Annotated in this window: 18 protein-coding genes; 1 reads left to right on the top strand and 17 read right to left on the bottom strand. The window is 39.2% G+C overall.

Annotated features, from left to right (window positions below):
* Positions 1 to 129: 129 nt before the first annotated feature.
* The 6 genes from rho to AC07YC_RS19040 all read right to left on the bottom strand — a co-directional run bounded on the left by rho (position 130) and on the right by AC07YC_RS19040 (position 6,291).
* A complete protein-coding gene (gene rho, locus AC07YC_RS19065) occupies positions 130 to 1,413 on the bottom strand; it encodes a transcription termination factor Rho (RefSeq protein WP_328204728.1) in 1,284 nt (427 codons plus the stop codon).
* Between the two features lie 233 nt (positions 1,414 to 1,646).
* The gene (glpX, locus tag AC07YC_RS19060) at positions 1,647 to 2,603 is read right to left on the bottom strand and encodes a class II fructose-bisphosphatase (protein WP_336636633.1); all 957 of its coding nucleotides are present in this window, start codon (positions 2,601 to 2,603) and stop codon (positions 1,647 to 1,649) included.
* Positions 2,604 to 2,697: 94 nt separating this feature from the next.
* The gene (gene murA, locus AC07YC_RS19055; RefSeq protein WP_336636632.1) at positions 2,698 to 3,984 is read right to left on the bottom strand and encodes a UDP-N-acetylglucosamine 1-carboxyvinyltransferase; all 1,287 of its coding nucleotides are present in this window, start codon (positions 3,982 to 3,984) and stop codon (positions 2,698 to 2,700) included.
* Between the two features lie 63 nt (positions 3,985 to 4,047).
* Positions 4,048 to 4,698 (bottom strand): fructose-6-phosphate aldolase, encoded by a 651-nt coding sequence (fsa, locus tag AC07YC_RS19050; RefSeq protein ID WP_004269447.1) that lies wholly within the window; start codon positions 4,696 to 4,698, stop codon positions 4,048 to 4,050.
* 149 nt (positions 4,699 to 4,847) lie between these two features.
* Complete coding sequence (locus tag AC07YC_RS19045) at positions 4,848 to 5,702, bottom strand: class II fructose-bisphosphate aldolase (protein WP_025114789.1); 855 nt, start codon at positions 5,700 to 5,702, stop codon at positions 4,848 to 4,850.
* A gap of 229 nt (positions 5,703 to 5,931) precedes the next feature.
* Positions 5,932 to 6,291: a response regulator gene (locus AC07YC_RS19040; protein ID WP_008179021.1), complete on the bottom strand. Its 360-nt coding sequence runs from the start codon at positions 6,289 to 6,291 to the stop codon at positions 5,932 to 5,934.
* Between the two features lie 155 nt (positions 6,292 to 6,446).
* On the opposite strand from AC07YC_RS19040, the gene AC07YC_RS19035 reads away from it, so the two are divergent.
* Positions 6,447 to 6,977: a DUF2529 family protein gene (locus AC07YC_RS19035; protein ID WP_336636630.1), complete on the top strand. Its 531-nt coding sequence runs from the start codon at positions 6,447 to 6,449 to the stop codon at positions 6,975 to 6,977.
* Between the two features lie 50 nt (positions 6,978 to 7,027).
* Here AC07YC_RS19035 and pyrG read toward each other — a convergent pair whose 3' ends face one another.
* The 11 genes from pyrG to AC07YC_RS18980 form a co-directional block, all read right to left on the bottom strand.
* Entirely contained in the window at positions 7,028 to 8,620 is a 1,593-nt protein-coding gene (gene pyrG, locus AC07YC_RS19030; RefSeq protein WP_336636629.1) for a CTP synthase, read from the bottom strand.
* Positions 8,621 to 9,062: 442 nt separating this feature from the next.
* Positions 9,063 to 9,614: a DNA-directed RNA polymerase subunit delta gene (gene rpoE / locus AC07YC_RS19025; protein ID WP_196244031.1), complete on the bottom strand. Its 552-nt coding sequence runs from the start codon at positions 9,612 to 9,614 to the stop codon at positions 9,063 to 9,065.
* A gap of 153 nt (positions 9,615 to 9,767) precedes the next feature.
* Positions 9,768 to 9,926 (bottom strand): hypothetical protein, encoded by a 159-nt coding sequence (locus AC07YC_RS19020; protein WP_012292732.1) that lies wholly within the window; start codon positions 9,924 to 9,926, stop codon positions 9,768 to 9,770.
* A 152-nt stretch (positions 9,927 to 10,078) separates the two neighbouring features.
* Complete coding sequence (gene icmF, locus AC07YC_RS19015; protein WP_494920152.1) at positions 10,079 to 13,327, bottom strand: fused isobutyryl-CoA mutase/GTPase IcmF; 3,249 nt, start codon at positions 13,325 to 13,327, stop codon at positions 10,079 to 10,081.
* 92 nt (positions 13,328 to 13,419) lie between these two features.
* Complete coding sequence (locus AC07YC_RS19010; RefSeq protein WP_480205975.1) at positions 13,420 to 14,052, bottom strand: TetR/AcrR family transcriptional regulator; 633 nt, start codon at positions 14,050 to 14,052, stop codon at positions 13,420 to 13,422.
* A 3-nt stretch (positions 14,053 to 14,055) separates the two neighbouring features.
* Complete coding sequence (locus tag AC07YC_RS19005) at positions 14,056 to 15,192, bottom strand: acyl-CoA dehydrogenase (RefSeq protein ID WP_025114795.1); 1,137 nt, start codon at positions 15,190 to 15,192, stop codon at positions 14,056 to 14,058.
* 158 nt (positions 15,193 to 15,350) lie between these two features.
* Positions 15,351 to 16,487: an acyl-CoA dehydrogenase gene (locus AC07YC_RS19000; protein ID WP_494920151.1), complete on the bottom strand. Its 1,137-nt coding sequence runs from the start codon at positions 16,485 to 16,487 to the stop codon at positions 15,351 to 15,353.
* Positions 16,488 to 16,546: 59 nt separating this feature from the next.
* Positions 16,547 to 17,398: a 3-hydroxybutyryl-CoA dehydrogenase gene (locus tag AC07YC_RS18995; protein WP_025114797.1), complete on the bottom strand. Its 852-nt coding sequence runs from the start codon at positions 17,396 to 17,398 to the stop codon at positions 16,547 to 16,549.
* Positions 17,398 to 18,603, bottom strand: a complete 1,206-nt coding sequence (locus tag AC07YC_RS18990) for an acetyl-CoA C-acetyltransferase (RefSeq protein WP_025114798.1) — start codon at positions 18,601 to 18,603, stop codon at positions 17,398 to 17,400. The genes AC07YC_RS18995 and AC07YC_RS18990 overlap by 1 nt, the downstream gene beginning before the upstream one ends.
* Before the next feature lie 197 nt (positions 18,604 to 18,800).
* Positions 18,801 to 21,020, bottom strand: a complete 2,220-nt coding sequence (locus AC07YC_RS18985; protein WP_494920150.1) for a heterodisulfide reductase-related iron-sulfur binding cluster — start codon at positions 21,018 to 21,020, stop codon at positions 18,801 to 18,803.
* A 236-nt stretch (positions 21,021 to 21,256) separates the two neighbouring features.
* Positions 21,257 to 21,820 carry a cob(I)yrinic acid a,c-diamide adenosyltransferase gene (locus tag AC07YC_RS18980; RefSeq protein WP_043990553.1) on the bottom strand — a complete coding sequence of 188 codons (564 nt, stop codon included), beginning with the start codon at positions 21,818 to 21,820 and terminating at the stop codon, positions 21,257 to 21,259.

Genomic DNA, 21,820 nt, shown 5'->3' with positions numbered 1-21,820 from the left:
TAATTTCGGTAAAAAAGTATTAGGTAAATTCACCTTTTTATAATAAAAAAACCACCATTAGCTAATTCAAGCTAATGGTGGTTCTATTCAATTCTTATTCGTGAAAAATAAAATTAATAATTTCTCTCGTTAAAGGAGCCCTTTACCTTTTGTTGCTTTTTTCATATCTTCGTTCAGTTTTTCAAAGAATTCTTCGTTGGAATTTGTTGTACGAAGTTTTTTCAGGAAGCGTTCCGCAAAATCAGGCGCATCTGAGAATGTTTTACGAATCGCCCATAGTTTTTCAAGTTGTTCAGGCTCAAGCAATAGCTCTTCCTTACGTGTACCTGAACGGCGAATATCAAGCGCAGGGAAAATTCGGCGCTCTGCCAACTGACGATCTAAATGAAGCTCTAAATTACCTGTCCCCTTAAATTCTTCGTAAATAACCTCGTCCATACGTGAACCAGTATCTACTAAAGCAGTCGCTAATATCGTTAAGCTACCGCCTTCTTCAATATTTCGAGCCGATCCAAAGAAGCGCTTAGGTCTATGGAAGGCAGCTGGATCGATCCCCCCTGAAAGCGTACGTCCACTTGGAGGAATGACAAGGTTAAATGCACGTGCTAAACGTGTGATGGAATCCATTAAAATAATGACATCACGTTTATGTTCCACTAAACGGCGTGCACGTTCTAAAACGATTTCTGCCACTTTAACATGATTCTCTGGAACTTCATCAAACGTTGAGCTAACAACATCAGCATTTACAGATCGTTCAATATCAGTTACTTCCTCAGGTCGTTCATCTATCAGTAAGACAATAAGCTCTGCTTCTGGATGATTTGTCGTAATTGCGTTTGCGATTTCTTTTAATAAAGATGTTTTCCCCGCTTTCGGCGGTGCAACGATTAATCCACGCTGACCAAAACCTACAGGCGCCACTAAATCCATAATACGTGTTGATAAATTACGCTGAGTTGTTTCCAGTTTAATTTGTCTGTTTGGATATAGTGGTGTTAGTGCAGGGAAATGCACACGTTCCTTTGCAACTTCAGGATCCTCGCCATTAACGGCATCAACTTGTAATAATCCGTAATAACGTTCATTTTCCTTAGGTGGTCGCACCTTCCCAGATACCTTGTCCCCATTACGAAGATCAAAGCGACGAATTTGAGATGCAGAAATATAAATATCCTCTTTACTTGGAGAATAGTTTATTGGTCGAAGGAAGCCAAAGCCCTCTTGCGAAACAATTTCAAGTACGCCTTCCATAAAGAAATAGCCTTCTTGCTCTGAACGCGTTTTCAAAATAGCAAATATTAATTCTTTTTTCGTTAGCTTGCTATAATATGAAATTTTATATTGGCGTGCAAGAGCGTAAAGCTCTTTTAACGTCATGTTTTCTAATTGAGCGATTGTCAATGCAGACATATGCACAACTCCAGTCTTTTTCAAAATATAATACAATTATTGGGGTTATCATCGAAGATTTTTTACGAACGAATGGCTCTGTTCCCACTATACGGTTACCTCAGTAGGTCAATAATACATACATAGTCCACCATATGATGAAACATTGCCTTACAAACTACGGGATGGTTTATTTAAAGAAGAAGGTACCTAGCACAATAGATGTACTAGGTATATTTTAGAAGAAAATATCATTAATATCTAGGTTTTTTCTCAAGTGCGTGACGGCCTTCAACAAAGCGAACCGTACCAGACTTAGCACGCATAACTACTGAGTGTGTTAAAGCGTAAGCACCTTTATATTGAACACCCTTTAAAAGCTCACAATCTGTCACAGCTGTTGCTGCAAAAATAGCATCGTCACCTTTTACTAGATCATCTAAATAAAGAACTTTATCAACATCTACACCCATTTTATGGCAGCGTTCTAATTGCTCTTCATCTTCTGGTACTAATTTTGCTTGGAAGTCCCCACCTAGGCATTTTAAGGCTACAGCCGAAATAACACCCTCTGGTGCGCCACCTGTTCCAAACATAATATCAATACCTGTTTCATCAAAGGCAGTATTAATCGCTGCACCAACATCGCCATCTTGGATAAACTTAATACGTGCACCAGCTTCGCGAATTTCATCAACAATTGCTTGGTGACGTGGACGATCTAATAAAGTAGCAACCACATCTGAAATATCTTTATTTTTTGCTTTTGCTACTTGTAATAAGTTATAAGTGACAGAAGCATTGATATCTACTTTACCCGCTGCTTCTGGCCCTACAGCAATTTTCTCCATGTACATATCTGGTGCATTTAACAGATTACCCTTATCTGCAATTGCAAGGACTGTCATTGCACCATTCGTACCTTTTGCTACAATATTTGTACCTTCTAATGGATCCACAGCAATATCTACTTTTGGACCACCACTTCGTAAGCCAAGTTCTTCACCAATATAAAGCATTGGTGCTTCATCCATTTCGCCTTCACCAATTACTACTGTAGCATGCATTGGAATTGTATCGAACATTCTGCGCATCGCTGTTGTTGCTGCATCATCTGCCTCAATTTTTAAACCGCGTCCCATCCATTTCCCGGATGCAATTGCTGCTGCTTCTGTTACTCGTACTACTTCCATCGATAAACTACGTTCCATTGTTGCTTTGCCTCCCGTTATCGGTCATTTTTCATACCGAAACATTCAAATTACCTCTATTGTAACATAATTGAGTGAAAACTTTTAGCTCTCATTATTCCTTTGTCTCAGCTACGCGTGCCACGATTGTTTCACGTCGAATATCAGCGCCTAAATCACGTAATTTCTCAATAAGTGAGCTATAGCCACGTTCGATATGATAAATTTCTTGCACTTCCGTTTCGCCTTCCGCTAGAAGACCAGCTAAAACTAATGCTGCGCCTGCGCGTAGATCTGTAGCCGTTACCGTTGAGCCATGTAATCTGCTAGGCCCTTTAATAATAGCCGTGTTGCCTTCTACACGAGCATCAGCATTCATACGACGAAGCTCATCAATATGTTTAAATCGAGCTGTATAAATAGTATCTGTTACTTTTGAGGAACCGAATGCCTGTGACATTAACACAGCAAGTGGTTGCTGAATATCGGTTGGGAAACCAGGATACACCAATGTTTTTACATCAACAGCTTGCAAAGTGGAGAAGTCTGTTTTTGGTACATAAATACTTTCTTCACCAATTTCAATCTTCACACCCATTTCACGAAGCTTCGCAATAATAGCTTCTAAATGAAGTGGAATTACATTATCAATTGTAATACCATCACCGACTGCTGCAGCCATGATCATAAATGTCGCAGCTTCAATGCGATCCGGTATAATCGTATGCTCTGTACCATGTAGTTCTTCTACCCCTTCAATACGGATGACACTTGTACCTGCCCCTTTAATATTGGCCCCCATATTTGTTAGAAGTGTAGCTACATCAATAATTTCAGGTTCCTTCGCTGCATTTTCTATAACGGTACGGCCCTTCGCGAGGACAGCAGCTAACATTATGTTAATTGTGGCACCGACACTTGCGACATCTAAATAAATTTTTGCCCCAATTAATTCATCTGCACGTAAATAAATCGCGCCATGCTCATTCGTAATTTTAGCGCCTAATGCTTCAAAGCCCTTTATATGTTGATCTATTGGTCGGGGACCCAAGAAACAGCCACCTGGTAAACCAATGACCGCCTTCTTGAATCGTCCTAGCATTGCCCCCATTAAATAATAGGAAGCGCGTAACTTTTTAACATTGCCGTTCGGTAATGGTAAGGCAATCATGTCTGTTGGATCGATTGTCATCTTCCCATCCTCAAACGATACTTCCCCACCAATTTCCTCTAATAAAGCCTTTAACGTCCATGCATCTGAAATTTCTGGTATCCCTCCAATTGTCACTGGAGAGTTCGCCAAAATTGATGCAGGAATTAAGGCGACTGCACTATTTTTTGCACCACTTACTTTAATTGTACCTTGTAGACGATTTTCGCCAGTAATTTTATAAACATCCATTTTGCGTTCTCCCTCATGATTGGAAAGTAGTATTTTTTGCATTTGGCTCACTGTATATTCTTATTATTCGCCTTTTCTCTTATTCCAATCCGCTAAAAATCCTTCAATTCCTTTTTCCGTTAATGGATGGTGGAAAAGTTGTTTTAAAACTTTAAATGGAGTTGTTGAAATATGCGCGCCAGCTAAAGCTGCAGCCGTAACGTGCTGAGGGTGACGAACAGAGGCAGCAATAATTTGTGTATCAATATTATGAATTGTAAAAATGTCGGCAATTGTTTCAATTAGTTCTACACCATTTTGACCAATGTCATCTAAACGGCCGATAAATGGTGATACATATGTAGCACCTGCACGCGCAGCCATTAATGCTTGGTTTGCACTAAAAATTAATGTTACGTTTGTTTTAATACCTTTGTTTGCAAAGAAACGACAAGCTTCTAATCCCGCTGGTGTCATTGGAAGTTTCACTGTAATGTTAGGAGCAATAGCAGCTAATTCCAAACCTTCTTTAATCATTCCTTCTGCATCCAGTGCAATAACTTCTCCACTTACGGAACCATCGACAAGCTCTGCGATTTCACGAAGACGATCATGGAAAGAAACATTTTCTTCTTTAGCCACTAGTGATGGGTTTGTTGTAACTCCTGATAAAATCCCCCATGCGTGTGCCTCTTTAATCTCTTCAAAATTTGCTGTATCAATAAAAAATTTCATATTATTTCCTCCTGATCATTTTTCTTATATTATTAAATATTTTCCAAAATTTCTTTATTTCAAAAACAAGAGAAGGTCGATTGAAAGCATCAACACTTCTCTTATTATGTGTATTTATCTATGCTTTTGTAACATATTAAATGCAAAAATTATGCTTTTTGTGCACTACCAAATTCGCGAATTTTACCAACAACTGTTGCTTTAATCGCTTCACGTGCAGGACCAAGGAATTTACGAGGATCGTAAACAACTTTGTCGTTGTCAAGAATCTCACGGATTGCTTTTGTTGCTTCAATTTGATTTTCAGTATTAACGTTAATTTTTGCAGTACCTAATGAAATAGAACGTTGGATATCTTTTGTTGGGATACCTGTACCACCATGTAATACTAGTGGAAGATCTGCCAATTTAGAGATTTCCTCCATTTCTTTGAAGCCAAGGTTTGGTTCTCCTTTATAAGGACCATGTACAGAGCCAAGTGCTGGCGCTAAGCAGTCGATATCTGTTAGCTCAACCATTTTACGGCATTCTTCTGGATCAGCGTAAATAATACCACCGATTACACCGTCTTCATCTCCGCCAACTGTTCCTAATTCCGCTTCTACAGAAACGCCTTTAGCATGTGCATATTCTACTACTTCTGAAGTAATTTTCACGTTTTCCTCAAATGAATGGTGTGAAGCATCAATCATCACAGAAGTAAAGCCTGCATCAATTGCCTCTTTACATTTTGCAAAGCTAGAACCATGGTCAAGATGAATGGCTACTGGAACTGTAGTACCATAAGATTCCATTAAACCTTTTACCATGTGAACAACAGAAATAAATCCGCCCATATATTTACCTGCACCTTCAGAAACACCAAGAATCACTGGAGATTTTTCTTCTTCAGCTGCTTGTAAAATTGCTTGTGTCCACTCTAGGTTGTTAATGTTGAATTGACCAACAGCATAACCCTCTGCTTTTGCTTTAATTAACATCTCTTTCATAGATACTAATGCCATACTAAAAATCCTCCTCTTAGGACTATTCTTTCTACATAAATATGCTCCTCAATCATAGCAAAAATAATAGCCCCTGAAAAGCAGGGGCTATTATTTTCTATACGAAAACGCAGTGTAACGTAGCAACAGTGGCGACAAAAGCGCAGGGCAACGTAACGGCGGCGCTAAGAAAATCTGAACTCCTTTTTTAAGCATAAAGAAAACAGGCCGTGTATTCACTGCCTGTTCTTTAAACTTGTAACGCTTTATTAACTTCGTCACGCACTTCAAAAATATCAAAAGGCTTCGTAAAGTAACGGATCGCTCCCAAATTTAAAGCTTCTTGTACAACATCTAGCTCTCCATACGCTGTCATCATAAATACAGGAAGTTTTGGGAACTTTTCTTTTAAACGTCTTAAAATTTCGATACCATCCATTCCGGGTATCTTCATATCTAGTAATACGCAATCCATGTCTTGTTCATCTGCATACTTTAATGCCTCTAAACCATTGGCTGCTAAATATGTAACATATCCTTCCTTTTTCAGCACTTCGTTTAAAAGCAAACGAATTCCCTGCTGATCATCGACAATTAGTAATCGTTTCACATTCCATTCCGCCCTTTTTATTTTTTATTCTTACACAAAAACAATCTTTATTATGTATAATTCTACTTTTTCAGCTTAATACCTTCTAGTATTATAAATTATCTGCTTTTGCTTTCTATCTTTTTCACCCCTATAATATGGGTAGAGGTGGGATCATGTCAAAAATTCTAACAACACAATTAAGTGGATTATTACAAAGAATTACACAAAATGAAGAGGACGCTATCGAGGAGACTGCAAGGTTATTAGCACAAGCTGCAATTGGCGAAGGTAATGTCTATTTTGCTTGCTTTGGGGAAATGCAGACAGTGGAGTTAAATGCACTGCAAGCAGTGGAACCATTTAGCAAGTTAGCACCTTGGACTTCGGATACAAGCTTAACAGAAGCCGATCGAGTTTGCATTTTTACTCGTAGTGCGCACGATGAAGAAGCACTAGCTTTAGCTCAGAAATTAAATACTCAATTTATTCCCTTCGCTGCTGTTGCAAGTGAACCAGCAAGTACAGAAAATCCTCTTGCGGACTTAGCCTATACGTATATTTCTACTCGTATTAAAGGTGGTTTATTGCCAAATGATTTAGGTCAACGGGTAGTTGTACCACATGCACTTGCAGGGCTTTTTGTTTATGAAGCTGTCAAAATGGCCTATGATGATATGCTTGGCTTTGATGAAGAAGAATTGTAATAATCCAATTAAAAAGAGTTGTCTCATATTTCGAGACAACTCTTTTTGTTTTATTTAAATGTTGCGCCGATTAAGTCACGGAACAGTGGTTGTGGACGATTTGGTCGTGACACTAACTCTGGGTGGAATTGACATGCTACAAAGAAATTATTCTCTGGTAGCTCAATAATTTCAACCAGCTTACCGTCAGGACTTGTCCCTGAGAAGACAAGACCAGCTGCTTCCATTGCTTCACGATATTCATTGTTAAATTCATAACGATGACGATGACGCTCATAAACAAGCTCTTTGCCATATGCTTCACTTGCTTTAGAACCGTCTTTTAATTTACATGGGTATAGGCCTAAACGTAATGTCCCGCCAATATCTACGCTATCATTTTGATCTGGTAAGAAGTCGATAATTGGGTACTCTGTGTTTGCATCAAGCTCAGTAGAATGAGCACCTTTTAATCCTAACACATTACGTGCATATTCAATTGTCGCCAGCTGCATACCTAAGCAAATTCCTAAGAAAGGTACATTATTTTCACGCGCAAATTGCGTAGCTAAAATTTTACCTTCCACACCACGATCACCGAAGCCACCTGGTACTAAAATCGCATCAGCATCTTTTAATAGTGCAGTTACATTATCAGCATTGACATGTTCTGCATTAATCCAGTCAATTTCAATATCAGAATTATAAACATAGCCTGCATGCTTTAATGCTTCTACCACTGAAATATAAGCATCTTGAAGTTCTACATATTTCCCTACTAATGCTACTTTTCTTTTGTTTGGTAAGTTTTTCACTTTGTCTACAAGCTCGCGCCATTCTTCCATATCCGCTTCTGGAGCTTCCATACCAAAGTGGTCAAGAACGATATCATCAATATCTTGTGCATGTAGGTTTAATGGTACTTCATATAAATGCTCCGCATCACGAGATTCAATAATTTCATGTGGTTGAACATCACAGAATAAAGCTAATTTCTCTTTCATATCTTGTGGTACCTCTTGTTCAGTACGCACAACGATAATATTTGGTTGAATACCTAAAGAACGTAACTCTTTTACAGAATGCTGAGTTGGTTTTGTTTTTAATTCACCAGCTGCTTTAATATACGGAATCAATGTACAGTGTATATACATGACATTATTATGACCTAAATTAGTTTTCATTTGACGGATAGCTTCAAGGAAAGGTAATGATTCAATATCCCCTACTGTTCCACCTACTTCTGTAATAACAACGTCTGCATTTGTCTCACGACCAGCACGTTGGATACGATCTTTAATTTCATTTGTAATATGAGGAATCACTTGTACTGTACCACCATTGTAATCGCCACGACGTTCCTTCTGTAATACCGATTGATACACACGACCTGAAGTTACTGTAGAATGCTTTCCTAGGTTAATATCAATAAAACGCTCATAATGCCCTAAATCTAAGTCAGCCTCAGCACCATCATCTGTTACAAAAACCTCACCATGCTGATAAGGACTCATTGTACCTGGGTCGATATTAATATATGGGTCAAATTTTTGAATCGTAACTTCTAAACCGCGGTTTTTTAATAAACGGCCTAGAGATGCTGCAACAATCCCTTTTCCAAGTGATGATACAACCCCACCTGTTACAAAAATATACTTCGTCATGAAAAAATTCCTCCTTTAGAATTGCTAGATAAGTTGTTTTGTTAGGGATTAGAACATCTGACAGTCAAACACCCTAAAAAAAGAAAAGCCGAGAATGTCTACAAACTTGTAGTCGATTCGAAGCTGTCATCGTTTCTATCTCTTTTCCACTTTCCTTTAAACCTTAAAACTTTAACATTTATTCAGTCACCGTTTACTATACATCATGAATACTTTAAAACATTTATATTCATATCCGCACAAAAAGTATGGGAGAGCTGGTCTGAATAAAGTTAAAAACAAAAAAACGCTCCTCCTGCATAGGTCTGCAGGGGGAGCGTATTATATACACGGTCTTTCTCCTTCTTTTAAGGAGCCCAAGTAAAAGATTAAACGGAACCGTGATAGAAGTCAAGAATTTTTACATCAAGCGTAAAAGTAAGAAAATTCTAAGAGCGAGGTTTTAGATTTCTTCCTCTTCTTCTTCGAACTCCTCTTCATCTTCGTCTTCATCAATAAACTCTTCATCGATTTCTTCAATGTCTTCTAAATCTTCGTCTTCATCAAAATCAATATCTTCTTTATCTTCATCTTCTTCTTCTATCTCTTCTTCTTCGACGAATTCTTCATAGTCCTCGTCGAAGTCGATATCTTCTTCATCCAAATCGATATCTTCTTCTAGATCATCATCTTCATCTGCAGAAGCTTTAGATTTTTTCTTTTGAGTTTTAACAGAAGGTGCTGTTTCTTCCTCAATCTGCTCTACTTTAAACCATTCACGTAAGCCCCAGCCTGTTTCTTGGTTATATAAGAAGCGGCCATCTACATTAAGATCTGTGTAAAATTGTAGTAGGCGGGATTTAATTTCTTCATCACTGTAGCCTACAAGCTCTTGAATTATTTTTAACAAATCATTAAAAGTTACTGAGGCACGTTTTTCATTTAAAATTGCATACGCTAAGTTAATTAACGACTCTTCAGTTAATTGTTCCTTTGTCATTTCACGAAAATTCAATTCGTGCACTTCCTTTCCCTCATCACAATGGACGTTTTAAAATTACATGGTGCTTTATTTTCCAAGCGCAGCAAAATTGGCCACGCAAAAGGTACTTTCCATACAATAAGCATAATACCCATTATATACAAAGTTTTAGCCCCTTTGCTAGCTTCAATTACTGTTTTTTATATTACGCATTTTTTTTATGCCAAGATAAAACAAATAGACAGATAATAGTAGTAAAGGAATAGCGCCAATTTGCTTATTATACAGGAAAATGGCTCCCAATACTAAAGCTAATACAATTATGTAGTGAATAGCTGATTTCATCCTCTACCGCGCCTCCCCTTTTTTTTACATTTCTATTATAGCGAAAAAAAAAAGAAGTGCCTAATCCTAAGACTAGACACCAAAAACTAGAGAAGCTTGTTACATAAATTAGAAAGAAATGTCGGTAACCTAGTGAGATTGTCTATCTCTGTTTACATATTACGACGATATTGTCCACCAACCTCATATAAAGCCTTCGTAATTTGTCCCAAACTAGCTACTTTAACAGTTTCCATTAATTCAGCAAAGATATTTCCGTTATGGACAGCTACCTCTTGTAAACGGTTAATAGCTGCCTCGCGTTTAGCTTCATTGGCCTTCCAGAAATCTTGTAAATTGTGAATTTGAGTTTCCTTCTCTTCCGTCGATGCACGAGCAATCTCCATATTATCAATATCAGCATCAGAAGCTGGGTTTGGATTCAGGTAAGTATTGACACCAATAATCGGTAACTCCCCTGAATGTTTTAGCATTTCATAATGCATCGATTCCTCTTGAATTTTCCCTCGTTGGTATTGTGTCTCCATCGCTCCTAACACGCCACCACGATCATTGATACGATCAAATTCTTCGAGGACAGCTTCTTCCACAAGATCTGTCAGCTCTTCCACAATAAATGCACCTTGAAGTGGATTTTCATTTTTTGCTAAGCCATGCTCTTTTGTAATAATCATTTGAATAGCCATTGCACGACGTACAGATTCCTCAGTAGGCGTTGTAATTGCCTCATCATAGGCATTTGTATGCAAGGAGTTACAGTTATCCTGTAAGGCCATCAAAGCCTGTAATGTTGTACGAATATCATTAAAATCAATCTCCTGCGCATGTAGACTACGACCTGAAGTTTGAATATGATATTTTAACTTTTGGGCACGCTCATTTGCGCCATATTTATCGCGCATCACAATCGCCCAAATACGACGAGCTACACGTCCGATTACTGTATATTCTGGGTCAAGTCCATTAGAGAAGAAGAATGATAAGTTAGGCGCGAAGTCATTAATATTCATGCCTCGGCTTAAATAATATTCTACATACGTAAAGCCATTCGCTAATGTGAAGGCTAATTGCGAAATAGGATTTGCTCCCGCCTCTGCAATATGATAGCCAGAAATTGAAACAGAGTAGTAATTACGCACCTTCTGGTCAATAAAGTATTGCTGAATATCGCCCATCATACGTAGGGCAAATTCTGTAGAGAAAATACATGTATTTTGACCTTGGTCTTCTTTCAGGATATCCGCTTGTACTGTTCCACGTACGACCTGAAGTGTTTTCTCCCGTGTCTCTGTAAATTCTTCAACTGTCAAAGTACGTCCTAACTCTTGCTCACGTAATTTTATTTGCTGATCAATCGCTGTATTCATGAACATAGCCAAAATGATAGGTGCTGGACCATTAATTGTCATCGATACAGATGTGGAGGGTGCACATAAATCAAAGCCTGCATATAGTTTTTTCATATCCTCTAATGTACAGATAGATACACCTGATTCCCCAACTTTACCATAAATATCTGGTCGATAATCTGGGTCCTCCCCGTACAATGTTACGGAATCAAATGCTGTAGATAAACGTTTCGCATCATCATCCTTCGATAAATAGTGGAAGCGTTTATTTGTACGCTCTGGCGTCCCCTCACCAGCAAATTGGCGCTTTGGATCTTCTCCCTCTCGTTTGAATTGGAAAACACCCGCTGTATACGGGAATTCGCCTGGTACATTTTCTTTATAAACCCAGCGCAAAATTTCACCGTAGTCCTCAAACTTTGGTAATACAACCTTTGGAATTTTTGTACCCGAAAGACTTATTGTCTTTAAAATTGTGCGAATTTCTTTATCGCGGACTTTCGTCACAAATTCATCCCCAGCATACGCTTCCTTTAAAGCTTGCCAATTATCTAATATACGCTTGGATTCAGCCGTTAATTCGTCGCGGACACCTTCTGCTAAAGAATTAAGTGATGTGATAAGTGCATCATCCGGTGCTTTTTCCTTAACTGCAGTGAGAGCCCCTTCTAATTGGAAAAGACGACGAGCAAATGCCACCTGCTGTTCTGACTTTTTATGATAGCCACGAACTGTATCAGTAAGCTCTCGTAAATAATAACGACGATCATTCGGAATAATTACATCTTGTTTTTGCGTTTTAGCAAATTGCTCATAGCTCGTTTCCCAATCGCTACCAGCCTTTTGGTTAATGATTTGCACTAACGCGGCAAATAAAGCATTTGTTCCTTTATCATTAAATTGGCTAGCGATTGTACCGTAAACCGGCATATTATCAAGTGATTCATCCCAAAGTTCGCGCGAGCGCTGATATTGTTTTTGGACTTGACGTAGTGCATCCTCAGAACCTTTACGTTCAAACTTATTAATAGCAATAACATCCGCAAAATCAATCATATCAATCTTCTCAAGCTGCGTTGGTGCACCAAACTCACTTGTCATAACATACATTGATAAATCGGTATATTTGGTAATCTCGGCATCACCCTGACCAATACCACTTGTTTCAACGATAATTAAATCATAGCCAGCTACTCGTACTACATCTATTACGTCCCCAATGGATGCGGTTAATTCCGTACGAGAGCCTCGTGTAGCTAAGCTACGCATATAGACACGGTTATTAAAGATGGCATTCATACGAATTCGATCCCCAAGTAATGCCCCACCCGTTTTTTGCTTTGTTGGATCGACGGACAGAATTGCCACATGCTTTTCTGGGAATTCTTTCAAGAAACGGCGGATTAGTTCATCCGTTAACGAAGATTTCCCCGCGCCACCTGTTCCGGTAATACCCATAACAGGTGTTCCTTTTGAACGCTTCCGTGCTTCCTCCAGCATTTTTTTCGTGTCTTCATCGTCATTTGACTCGGCAGCTGTAATTAAATTAGCTAAAATTTCAGGAGTCTCTGTTGTTAAAGACTCTAATTTTTCTAAGTAGCTACCAGTTGCAGTAGGAAAATCTGTTCCTTTAATTTGCTCATTAATCATTCCCTGAAGCCCTAAAACGCGCCCATCCTCTGGTGAGAATATTCCCGCAATGCCGTAAGAATGCAGCTCTTTAATTTCACGTGGTAAAATTACTCCACCACCACCGCCATATATTTTTATATGTGGTGCCCCTTTTTCACGCAGTAAATCATACATATATTTAAAGTATTCCATATGCCCGCCTTGATAAGAAGAAATAGCAATACCTTGTGCATCCTCTTGTATCGCAGCATTTACGACTTCTTCCACGGAACGATTATGACCTAAATGGATTACTTCCACACCGCTCGATTGCAAAATGCGTCGCATAATATTGACCGAAGCATCATGTCCATCAAAAAGACTCGATGCTGTCACAAAACGTACGTGATTTTTTGGACGATATACTTCTACCTTTGTCATACGAAATCCCCACTCTCTCCCCTTAATGAATAAAAAAAGCCGGCAATTGCAATGTCGCTCTATGCAATTACCGACAAACCCCTAACGAACTATTAAAACCCCTTTATGCCTGAAATGAACAATGTGATTTGCATGTCAATAAACTCATCAATTGAATGTTGGCGATGTAATGCCCATTTGCGGAATGCCCAACTTTGTCCAGACACTACTAAATTATTGGCTGCTAAATGAATCTGCTTGTCTGTCATTGTTATGTCACCAGATTGTACACAGCGATTTAGCAATCTTTCAAACGTAGCAACCATTTCAAACTCTTTACTAAAGACATAACGTTGCGCTTCTTTTGACAATGATTTTGTTTCTTGATACATGATTGTAAGCTCATCAACCATACTATCGATTTGCAGGAAATATTCTCGGATCATTTCCTTTAGCTCTTCGATTGTCCCTGCTTTAATCTCGTAACTTGAAAGTCGCTCCATTGCATGATGATAGATACTATCACATACGAGGTAAAGAACATCTTCTTTTGTTCGAATGTACTCATATAAAGTACCGATACTAAAGCCTGCAGCTTTTGCGATTTCTCTCGTTGTGGCCCGATGGTAGCCTTTTTCCTTAAATAACTTAATTGCTCCCTGAATCATTTGCTCACGACGAATGGCGATTAAATTTTCATCTTTTACAGTTGACTGTACTTGGGGCCTTTTATCTTTTTCTGTCATCAATTATTTAGTTAACATACGCGAGATAACTAGACGTTGAATCTCTTGCGTACCTTCATAAATTTGTGTAATTTTCGCATCACGCATAAAGCGTTCTACTGGATAATCTTTTGTATAACCGTAACCACCAAATACTTGAACCGCCTCCGTCGTTACACTCATCGCCGTATCGCCAGCCATTAATTTCGCCATTGCTGATGCCTTACCATATGGTAGGTTATTAGATTCTAACCAAGCCGCTTGATATGTAAGAAGTCGAGATGCCTCAATTTGAGTGGCCATATCCGCTAGCTTAAAGGATACACCTTGATTTGCAGTAATGGGTTTACCAAATTGTACACGTTCTTTCGCATAGTCAACTGCTGCATCAAGTGCTCCTTGTGCAATTCCTACAGCTTGCGCCGCAATACCATTTCGTCCACCATCTAGTGTCGTCATCGCAATCTTAAAGCCTTCCCCTTCAGCTCCAAGCAAGTTTTCTTTTGGAACACGACAGTTGTCGAAAATAATTTCTGTCGTAGGAGATGAACGAATTCCTAATTTCTTCTCCTTCTTACCTACAGAGAAACCTTCATATCCCGCTTCAACGATAAATGCTGATGTACCGTTTTTAGCTTCAGGATCTGTTACGGCAAATACAATATATGTATCTGCTACTCCACCATTTGTAATGAAGATTTTTGAGCCATTTAAAATATAATCATCGCCATCACGTTTGGCGTAAGTTTTCATGCCACCCGCATCAGAGCCTGATGCTGGTTCTGTTAAGCCGTAAGCCCCAATATGCTTTCCTTCAGCCATTGGACGCAGATACTTTTGTTTCTGTTCTTCTGTACCGAACTTATACAGCGGCCAGCCTGCAAGTGATGTATGCGCAGATAATGTTACACCTGTTGATGCACACACGCGTGATAATTCCTCGACAGCAATGACATATGCAAGATAATCAAATCCAGCTCCACCATATTCCTCTGGCCATGGAATACCTGTTAAACCAAGCTCCGCCATTTTATCGAAAATGGCACGGTCAAATTCTTCATTTTCATCACGTTCTGCCGCTGTTGGAGCCACTTCATTCATAGCGAAATCTCGAATCATTTCACGTAATTGCTCATGCTCTTCTGTTAACTGAAAGTTCATTGTCCATTTCCCCTTTTTATTAGACTCTGTTCTGTGTAATGGTAAGCTGGATTTAGCGTTTCATTAAGTCATTTTCTTACTATATCGAACGATTCCCATCCTCTTTGGAGCTGTTTGATTCATTTCTATTAGCTACAACCAACACCTTACACTAGGTTTTATTTCAGTAAATGTTTACTAATGACTATTCTTTGTATTTCACTTGTTCCTTCATATATTTCAGTTACCTTGGCATCGCGGAAATATCGCTCTACTGGGTAATCTTCTGTATAACCATAGCCACCAAATACTTGAACAGCCTCTATTGCTGTTTGGACAGCCGTTCGTGATGCAAAAAGTTTTGCCATTGAAGCTTCAGCCCCACACGATAAACCTTTTGCACGTAAATCTGCAGCACGGTAGACTAGTAGCTTGGATGATTCAACAGCTGTCGCCATGTCAGCAAGTTTAAAGCTAACACCTTGTTGGGCAACGATCGGTTTGCCAAATTGAACACGTTCTTTAGCATAAGCAGTTGCTGCTTCAAGTGCCGCTTCAGCTATTCCTAAAGATTGTGCAGCAATACCAATGCGTCCCACATCTAAATTAGCCATCGCTATTTTGAAGCCTTCTCCCTCTTCCCCTAAAAGGTTGTCGGCTGGGATGCGGCAATTATCGAATGTTAGCTGAACAGTGCGAGAGCCATGCAAGCCCATTTTATGCTCGTCTTTTCCAATAATTAAGCCAGGTGTTCCCTTTTCCACGATAAAGGCAGAAATACCTTTTGTTTTTTCAGCAGGATTCGTTGATGCGAATACAATGTATATATCCGCCTCCCCACCATTAGTAATAAATACTTTGGAGCCATTAATGACATATTCAGCACCATCACGGACTGCCTTCGATTGAAGAGAGCCAGCATCTGAACCGGCACTTGGTTCTGTTAAACAAAAGGCACCTAAATATTCACCCGCTGCAAGTTTAGGTACATAACGTTTCTTTTGTTCTTCATTCCCAAAGTAAATGATTGGATTCGTTCCAACCGATGTATGCACCGATAAAATAACTCCCATTACAGCGCTTACCTTTGATAATTCATGAATCGCAATAATATACGATGTAAAATCCATGCCAGAGCCTCCAAGCTCTTCAGGTGTTGTGATACCCATTAAACCAAGTTCACCCATCTGCTGAAGCAGCTCACGTGGAAACTCCCCTGCTTCCATTCGCTCTACCCATGGTTGGATTTTTTCTTGAGCAAAATTACGAACCATATCGCGCATCATAATTTGCTCATCTGTAAATTGCAAATGCATCTATTATGTCACCCCTCTAAGTTGTCCTGTAGCACTCCTATAACCCCATCCCCATAGGATTATTCGTAAATGTAAAAGCCTCTTCCAGATTTCTTTCCTAGCCAACCCGCTGCCACATATTTACGAAGCAGTGGACAAGGACGATATTTACTATCCCCTAGGCCCTCATGTAAAATCTCCATAATGGAGAGACATGTATCTAAACCAATGAAATCCGCCAATGTTAACGGTCCCATTGGATGGTTCATCCCTAGCTTCATGACATCGTCAATCGCTTCTTTCGACGCTACCCCTTCATATAAAGCATAAATAGCTTCATTAATCATCGGAAGTAAAATTCGATTTGAAATAAATCCTGGGAAGTCATTCACTTCAACTGGCGTTTTCGCTAACTTGACAGTCATCTCTTCCACCGCTTTGTACACTTCATCAGTTGTAGCTAAACCACGGATAATTTCTACAAGCTTCATGACAGGTACAGGATTCATAAAGTGCATGCCAATAACTTGCTCTGGTCGATTTGTTACAGCAGCAATTTCTGTAATAGGTAGTGAAGAGGTATTCGTAGCTAGAATAGCATGTGCCTGTGCAATTCCATCAAGCTGTTTAAAAATGGATTGCTTCACTTCCATATTTTCTACAGCTGCTTCAATGATAATATCTACATCACTAGCATCCTGTAAATCTAGCGACATCGTAATGCGACCTAGAATTGCAGCCTTTTCTTCTTCTGTTTTACGACCCTTTTCTACATCGCGTGATAAATTTTTAGTCATAACCCCTAATCCACGCTCGTAAAACTCTTGTTTTATATCGTTCAATTTCACGTCAAAGCCTGCTTGTGCGCAAACCTGTGCAATGCCTGAGCCCATTTGCCCTGCACCAATGACCATTACCTTTTGAATTCCCATCAGTTCAGTCCCCCTGTTTTCGGTACTTCAATCATGATTGCATCGCCTTGCCCACCACCTGAACAAATAGCGGCAATGCCGATGCCACCGCCTCGACGCTTTAATTCCTGAGCAAGCGTTAAAATAATTCGTGCTCCAGAAGCTCCGATTGGATGTCCTAAAGCAACTGCGCCACCATTAACATTAACCTTTTCTGCATCTAGATCAGCTAACTGCTTACTCACTAAAGCTACCGCTGCAAAGGCTTCATTAATTTCAAACAAATCAATATCTGCTAATGACTTATTCGTCTTTTTCAGCAGTTTATTAATGACTAGTCCTGGTGTTTGAGGGAAATTTTCTGGCTCAATCGCTAGCTCCTCATGACCTATAATTATTGCCAATGGTTCTCTACCTTCGCGTGTTGCACGTTCCTCATTCATGATTACGAGCGCACATGCTCCGTCATTTACGCCAGGTGCATTACCTGCAGTAATAGTACCGTCCTTATCAAAGGCTGGTTTAAGCTTTGCCAGTATTTCTAAAGAAGTGCCTGCTCTTGGTGCCTCATCCGTATTCACAACTAATGGATCACCTTTGCGTTGAGGAATCTCAACAGGAACGATTTCTTCTGCAAAATATCCTTTGTCCATCGCCGCTAGTGCACGCTCATGGCTACGAACTGACCAAGTATCCTGTTCCTCACGACTTAGCGAGAATTCTTTAGCTGTCGAGTTACCATAGCTGCCCATATGTGGTCTTGCTGAATCAAAAGCACATGTTAAACCGTCATAAAGCATGCCATCAACCATCGTTGAATCACCCATTCGTAAGCCCGTTCGACCATTTAACAAATAGTATGGTGCATTAGACATGGACTCCATTCCACCAGCTACAATTACCTCTTCGTCCCCTAAACGAATCAGTTGATCTGCTAATGTCACTGCACGCATCCCCGACGCACAGACTTTATTAATCGTTTCTGTTTTTACCCCTATTGGCAAATTAGCCTTTATTGCTGCTTGTCGAGAAGGAATTTGTCCCTGTCCCCCTTGTAAAACCGAGCCTAAAATTACCTCATCGACTTCATCAAGTCCCATATTGGCTTTCTCTAATGCACCCTTAATTGCAATGGCACCTAAATCACTTGCATGTACTGTCGATAAAGAACCACCAAATTTACCAAATGCCGTTCTTGCTCCTGCTAAAATTACTGCTCTATTCAAGTAAAACACCCCTTTTGTTTTACGTTCTCGATGAAGTAGCGAAGCATTTTATTGACTGAACGCTCGCTCGACTTCTATCGATGAAAAATGGGAGTTTTCATTTCAACTCCCATTTCCATTTAATCTTATTCTACAAAACAATTTTTTATTGTGCAATTTATATTTTTCAGATAACTAAAATATTTCTACAATAGCAATCATTTTTCTGCGCTTATTTCACTATTCTCGTTTTGTTTTGTATTTTCTACTGTCATCACAACTTCTTCCATAGTTTCTTCTACTTCCTCAGGAGAGTTGTCGACAACCTTTACTTTTTCCCCAAATACTGAACGCTCCAATAACTCTGCTACATCGAATGTGCCAATCGAGTCTTCCACTTCTTTAGCCTTTGTACCATCCTCCAGCATTGTTAAGCAGTAAGGACAGCCAGATGAAATAACTGATGCATTAGTTGCTAAAGCCTGTTCTGTACGAGCTACGTTAATGCGATTGCCGACATGCTCTTCCATCCACATGAGACCGCCACCGGCACCACAGCACATGGCTGATTCTCGATTACGTTCCATTTCAACTAACTTCACTCCTGGAATGCCACGCAAAATTTCTCGTGGTGCATCATAGACATCATTGTAACGACCTAAATAACATGAATCATGGAAAACAATTGTTTCATGTACCTCGTAATTTAATGCTAGACGATTTTCTTCAATTAACTGATTTAATAATTCAGTATGGTGATATACTTCGCCTTTCCAACCAAAATCCTGGTACTCATTTTTAAAGATATTGTATGCATGAGGATCAATTGTAACAATTTTTTTCACGTCATTTTTAACGAACTCATCAATATTTGCTGTAGCAAGCTCTTGGAATAAAAATTCATTTCCTAAACGACGTGGCGTATCCCCAGAGTTCTTCTCTTTATTTCCTAAAATTGCAAACTTCACACCCGCTTCGTTTAATAGACGACAGAATGCTAATGCAATTTTTTGAGAGCGGTTATCAAATGCTCCCATTGACCCAACCCATAAAAGGTATTCCATTTCCTCCCCAGACTTTTTCAATTCTTTTACTGTTGGTATATGGATTGTTGGGTCTAAATCACGCCAATTTTCTTTTTCTTTACGATTTAATCCCCAAGGATTTCCTTGTCTCTCGATATTCGTCATCGCACGTTGCGCATCAGGATTTACTTTCCCCTCTGTCATTGTTAAATAACGACGTAAATCAATAATTTTATCAACATGCTCGTTCATTACTGGACATTGATCTTCACAGTTACGACAAGTCGTACAAGCCCAAATCTCTTCCTCTGTAATCACATCACCAATTAAAGATGGACTGTAGATATCTTCAATCACTGCACCTTCAGCCCCAGCTGCCAGCGCAAGCTGATTACCCTTTGTATTGGCAAAGAATTGATAAGGTACCCAAGGCTTTTGCTTTGTGACAACAGCTCCTGTAAATGTTAAATGATCTCGTAATTTCACGATTAAATCCATAGGAGACAGCATTTTTCCTGTCCCTGTAGCTGGACACATGTTTGTACAACGTCCACATTCTACACAAGAATACAGATCGAGCATTTGTTTTTGTGTGAAGTCCTGTATGCGTCCCACCCCAATAGAAGGCATATCGTCTTCACTTTCAGCATTTTCTAATGCCTCAAAATCAATCGGTGTTAAAGTGCCTGTTCGGTCTAAACGATTCATGTAAACATTAAGCGGGCTTACAATTAAATGGAAATGTTTAGATTGTGGTACATACACAAGGAATGTTAAGAGAATTAATAAATGTGCCCACCACATGACATAAAACACACCAGCAGCTACTGACGCAGGTAGGAAACCAAAAATAGCAGCAATACTAGAAGCTACTGGTTCTGTATAGGTTAATCCCTCTCCATGCCAAATTAATCCCATACCATTCGCAAGTAACGTCGATACCATTAAGCCACCAATGAAAATTAATACAAGACCGTTTTTCCATCCACGCTTTAAACGTACTAGCTTTTCAACATAGCGGCGGTAAAATGCCCAGACAACCGCTACCAAAATCATTAAGACCACAAGTTCTTGGAAGAATGTAAAGACACCATAGAAAATACCAAGCGGTAAATGTGAGCCTGGTGCTAATCCTTTCCAAATTAAATCAATCGCCCCTAGCTGTACCATTAAAAATCCATAGAAAAACATTACATGGATTAAACCACTCTTTGGATCTTTTAATAGCTTGTTTTGGCCAAATACATTGACCATAATATAGCGAAGTCGTTCTTTTACACTTTCATCAAACTCAACCTTTTTCCCCAATTGCACATACTTATAGCGTGTTTTCAACAGATAGAAGAACAATCCTACTGCATAAAGTACAACCACGACTGTTAAGACAATGTTAGCAATTAATAATGGACTCATGGTTGGTCCCCCCTCGTTTGTCGTAATTTTTCTCTCTTTGTGATAAATTTGCTAGCTCATACGGAAATGTTCATCACTTCAATATTATATTCCTATTCTAATAAATGAGTGAGCATTCAGTCAACATAAAACGGAAATATTTCTGATAATTTTATATTCTTACATTTTACAAGAAAAAAAGCCACCCTGAATTTTTTCAAAGTAGCATTTTTTTACTTTCTGTAGAAAACTAAATTTTATTTTTTAAAAACATTTCCACTGCGAATATATTCAACATCCGCAACATGTAATCGAGCATTTACTACACGTGCAGCTGCAAATAAATAATCTGATAATCGATTTAAATATTTTTGTACAACTTTTGGCACATCTTCAACTTCTTTCATAAGTGTCACCATTTCACGCTCTGCTCGCCGAGCAACCGTACGCGCAATGTGTAAAGTTGCAGCTGCTGGTGCCCCTCCTGGCAAAATAAAACGTTGTAATGGTGGCGCTTCATCTGAAAGTGCATCAATACGAGCCTCTAGCACCTCAATTGGTTGTTCAGTTAGCTTATAATGTCGTTCTTTCATCACGTTGGCTAGATCACCACCAGCATCGAATAGTTCATGTTGAATAGTTTCTAAATCCGTTAAAATATCCTTGAATAGTGCTGGATCTAATTCACTTACAGCTTTACCAATAAAAGAATTTAATTCATCAATAGCCCCATACGTTTCAACACGTAAACTATCTTTATCAACGCGTCCTCCTATAAGACTTGTTTTACCCGTATCCCCTGTTTTTGTGTACAGCTTCAT

The organism is Lysinibacillus sp. GW247-5R2A (assembly GCF_059424475.1).
This window is presented reverse-complemented; position numbering and strand designations above follow the sequence as displayed.

Coding starts and splice junctions, on each gene's coding strand:
- AC07YC_RS19000 (WP_494920151.1), bottom strand. CDS start 16,487: ATGCATTTGCAATTTACAGATGAGCAAATTATGATGCGCGATATGGTT.
- AC07YC_RS18980 (WP_043990553.1), bottom strand. CDS start 21,820: ATGAAGCTGTACACAAAAACAGGGGATACGGGTAAAACAAGTCTTATA.
- AC07YC_RS18995 (WP_025114797.1), bottom strand. CDS start 17,398: ATGGGAATTCAAAAGGTAATGGTCATTGGTGCAGGGCAAATGGGCTCA.
- AC07YC_RS19045 (WP_025114789.1), bottom strand. CDS start 5,702: ATGGCATTAGTATCTATGAAAGAGATGTTAATTAAAGCAAAAGCAGAG.
- AC07YC_RS19010 (WP_480205975.1), bottom strand. CDS start 14,052: ATGACAGAAAAAGATAAAAGGCCCCAAGTACAGTCAACTGTAAAAGAT.
- AC07YC_RS18985 (WP_494920150.1), bottom strand. CDS start 21,020: ATGAGTCCATTATTAATTGCTAACATTGTCTTAACAGTCGTGGTTGTA.
- icmF (WP_494920152.1), bottom strand. CDS start 13,327: ATGACAAAGGTAGAAGTATATCGTCCAAAAAATCACGTACGTTTTGTG.
- fsa (WP_004269447.1), bottom strand. CDS start 4,698: ATGAAATTTTTTATTGATACAGCAAATTTTGAAGAGATTAAAGAGGCA.
- AC07YC_RS19005 (WP_025114795.1), bottom strand. CDS start 15,192: ATGAACTTTCAGTTAACAGAAGAGCATGAGCAATTACGTGAAATGATT.
- rho (WP_328204728.1), bottom strand. CDS start 1,413: ATGTCTGCATTGACAATCGCTCAATTAGAAAACATGACGTTAAAAGAG.
- murA (WP_336636632.1), bottom strand. CDS start 3,984: ATGGATGTTTATAAAATTACTGGCGAAAATCGTCTACAAGGTACAATT.
- AC07YC_RS19035 (WP_336636630.1), top strand. CDS start 6,447: ATGTCAAAAATTCTAACAACACAATTAAGTGGATTATTACAAAGAATT.
- pyrG (WP_336636629.1), bottom strand. CDS start 8,620: ATGACGAAGTATATTTTTGTAACAGGTGGGGTTGTATCATCACTTGGA.
- AC07YC_RS19020 (WP_012292732.1), bottom strand. CDS start 9,926: ATGAAATCAGCTATTCACTACATAATTGTATTAGCTTTAGTATTGGGA.
- glpX (WP_336636633.1), bottom strand. CDS start 2,603: ATGGAACGTAGTTTATCGATGGAAGTAGTACGAGTAACAGAAGCAGCA.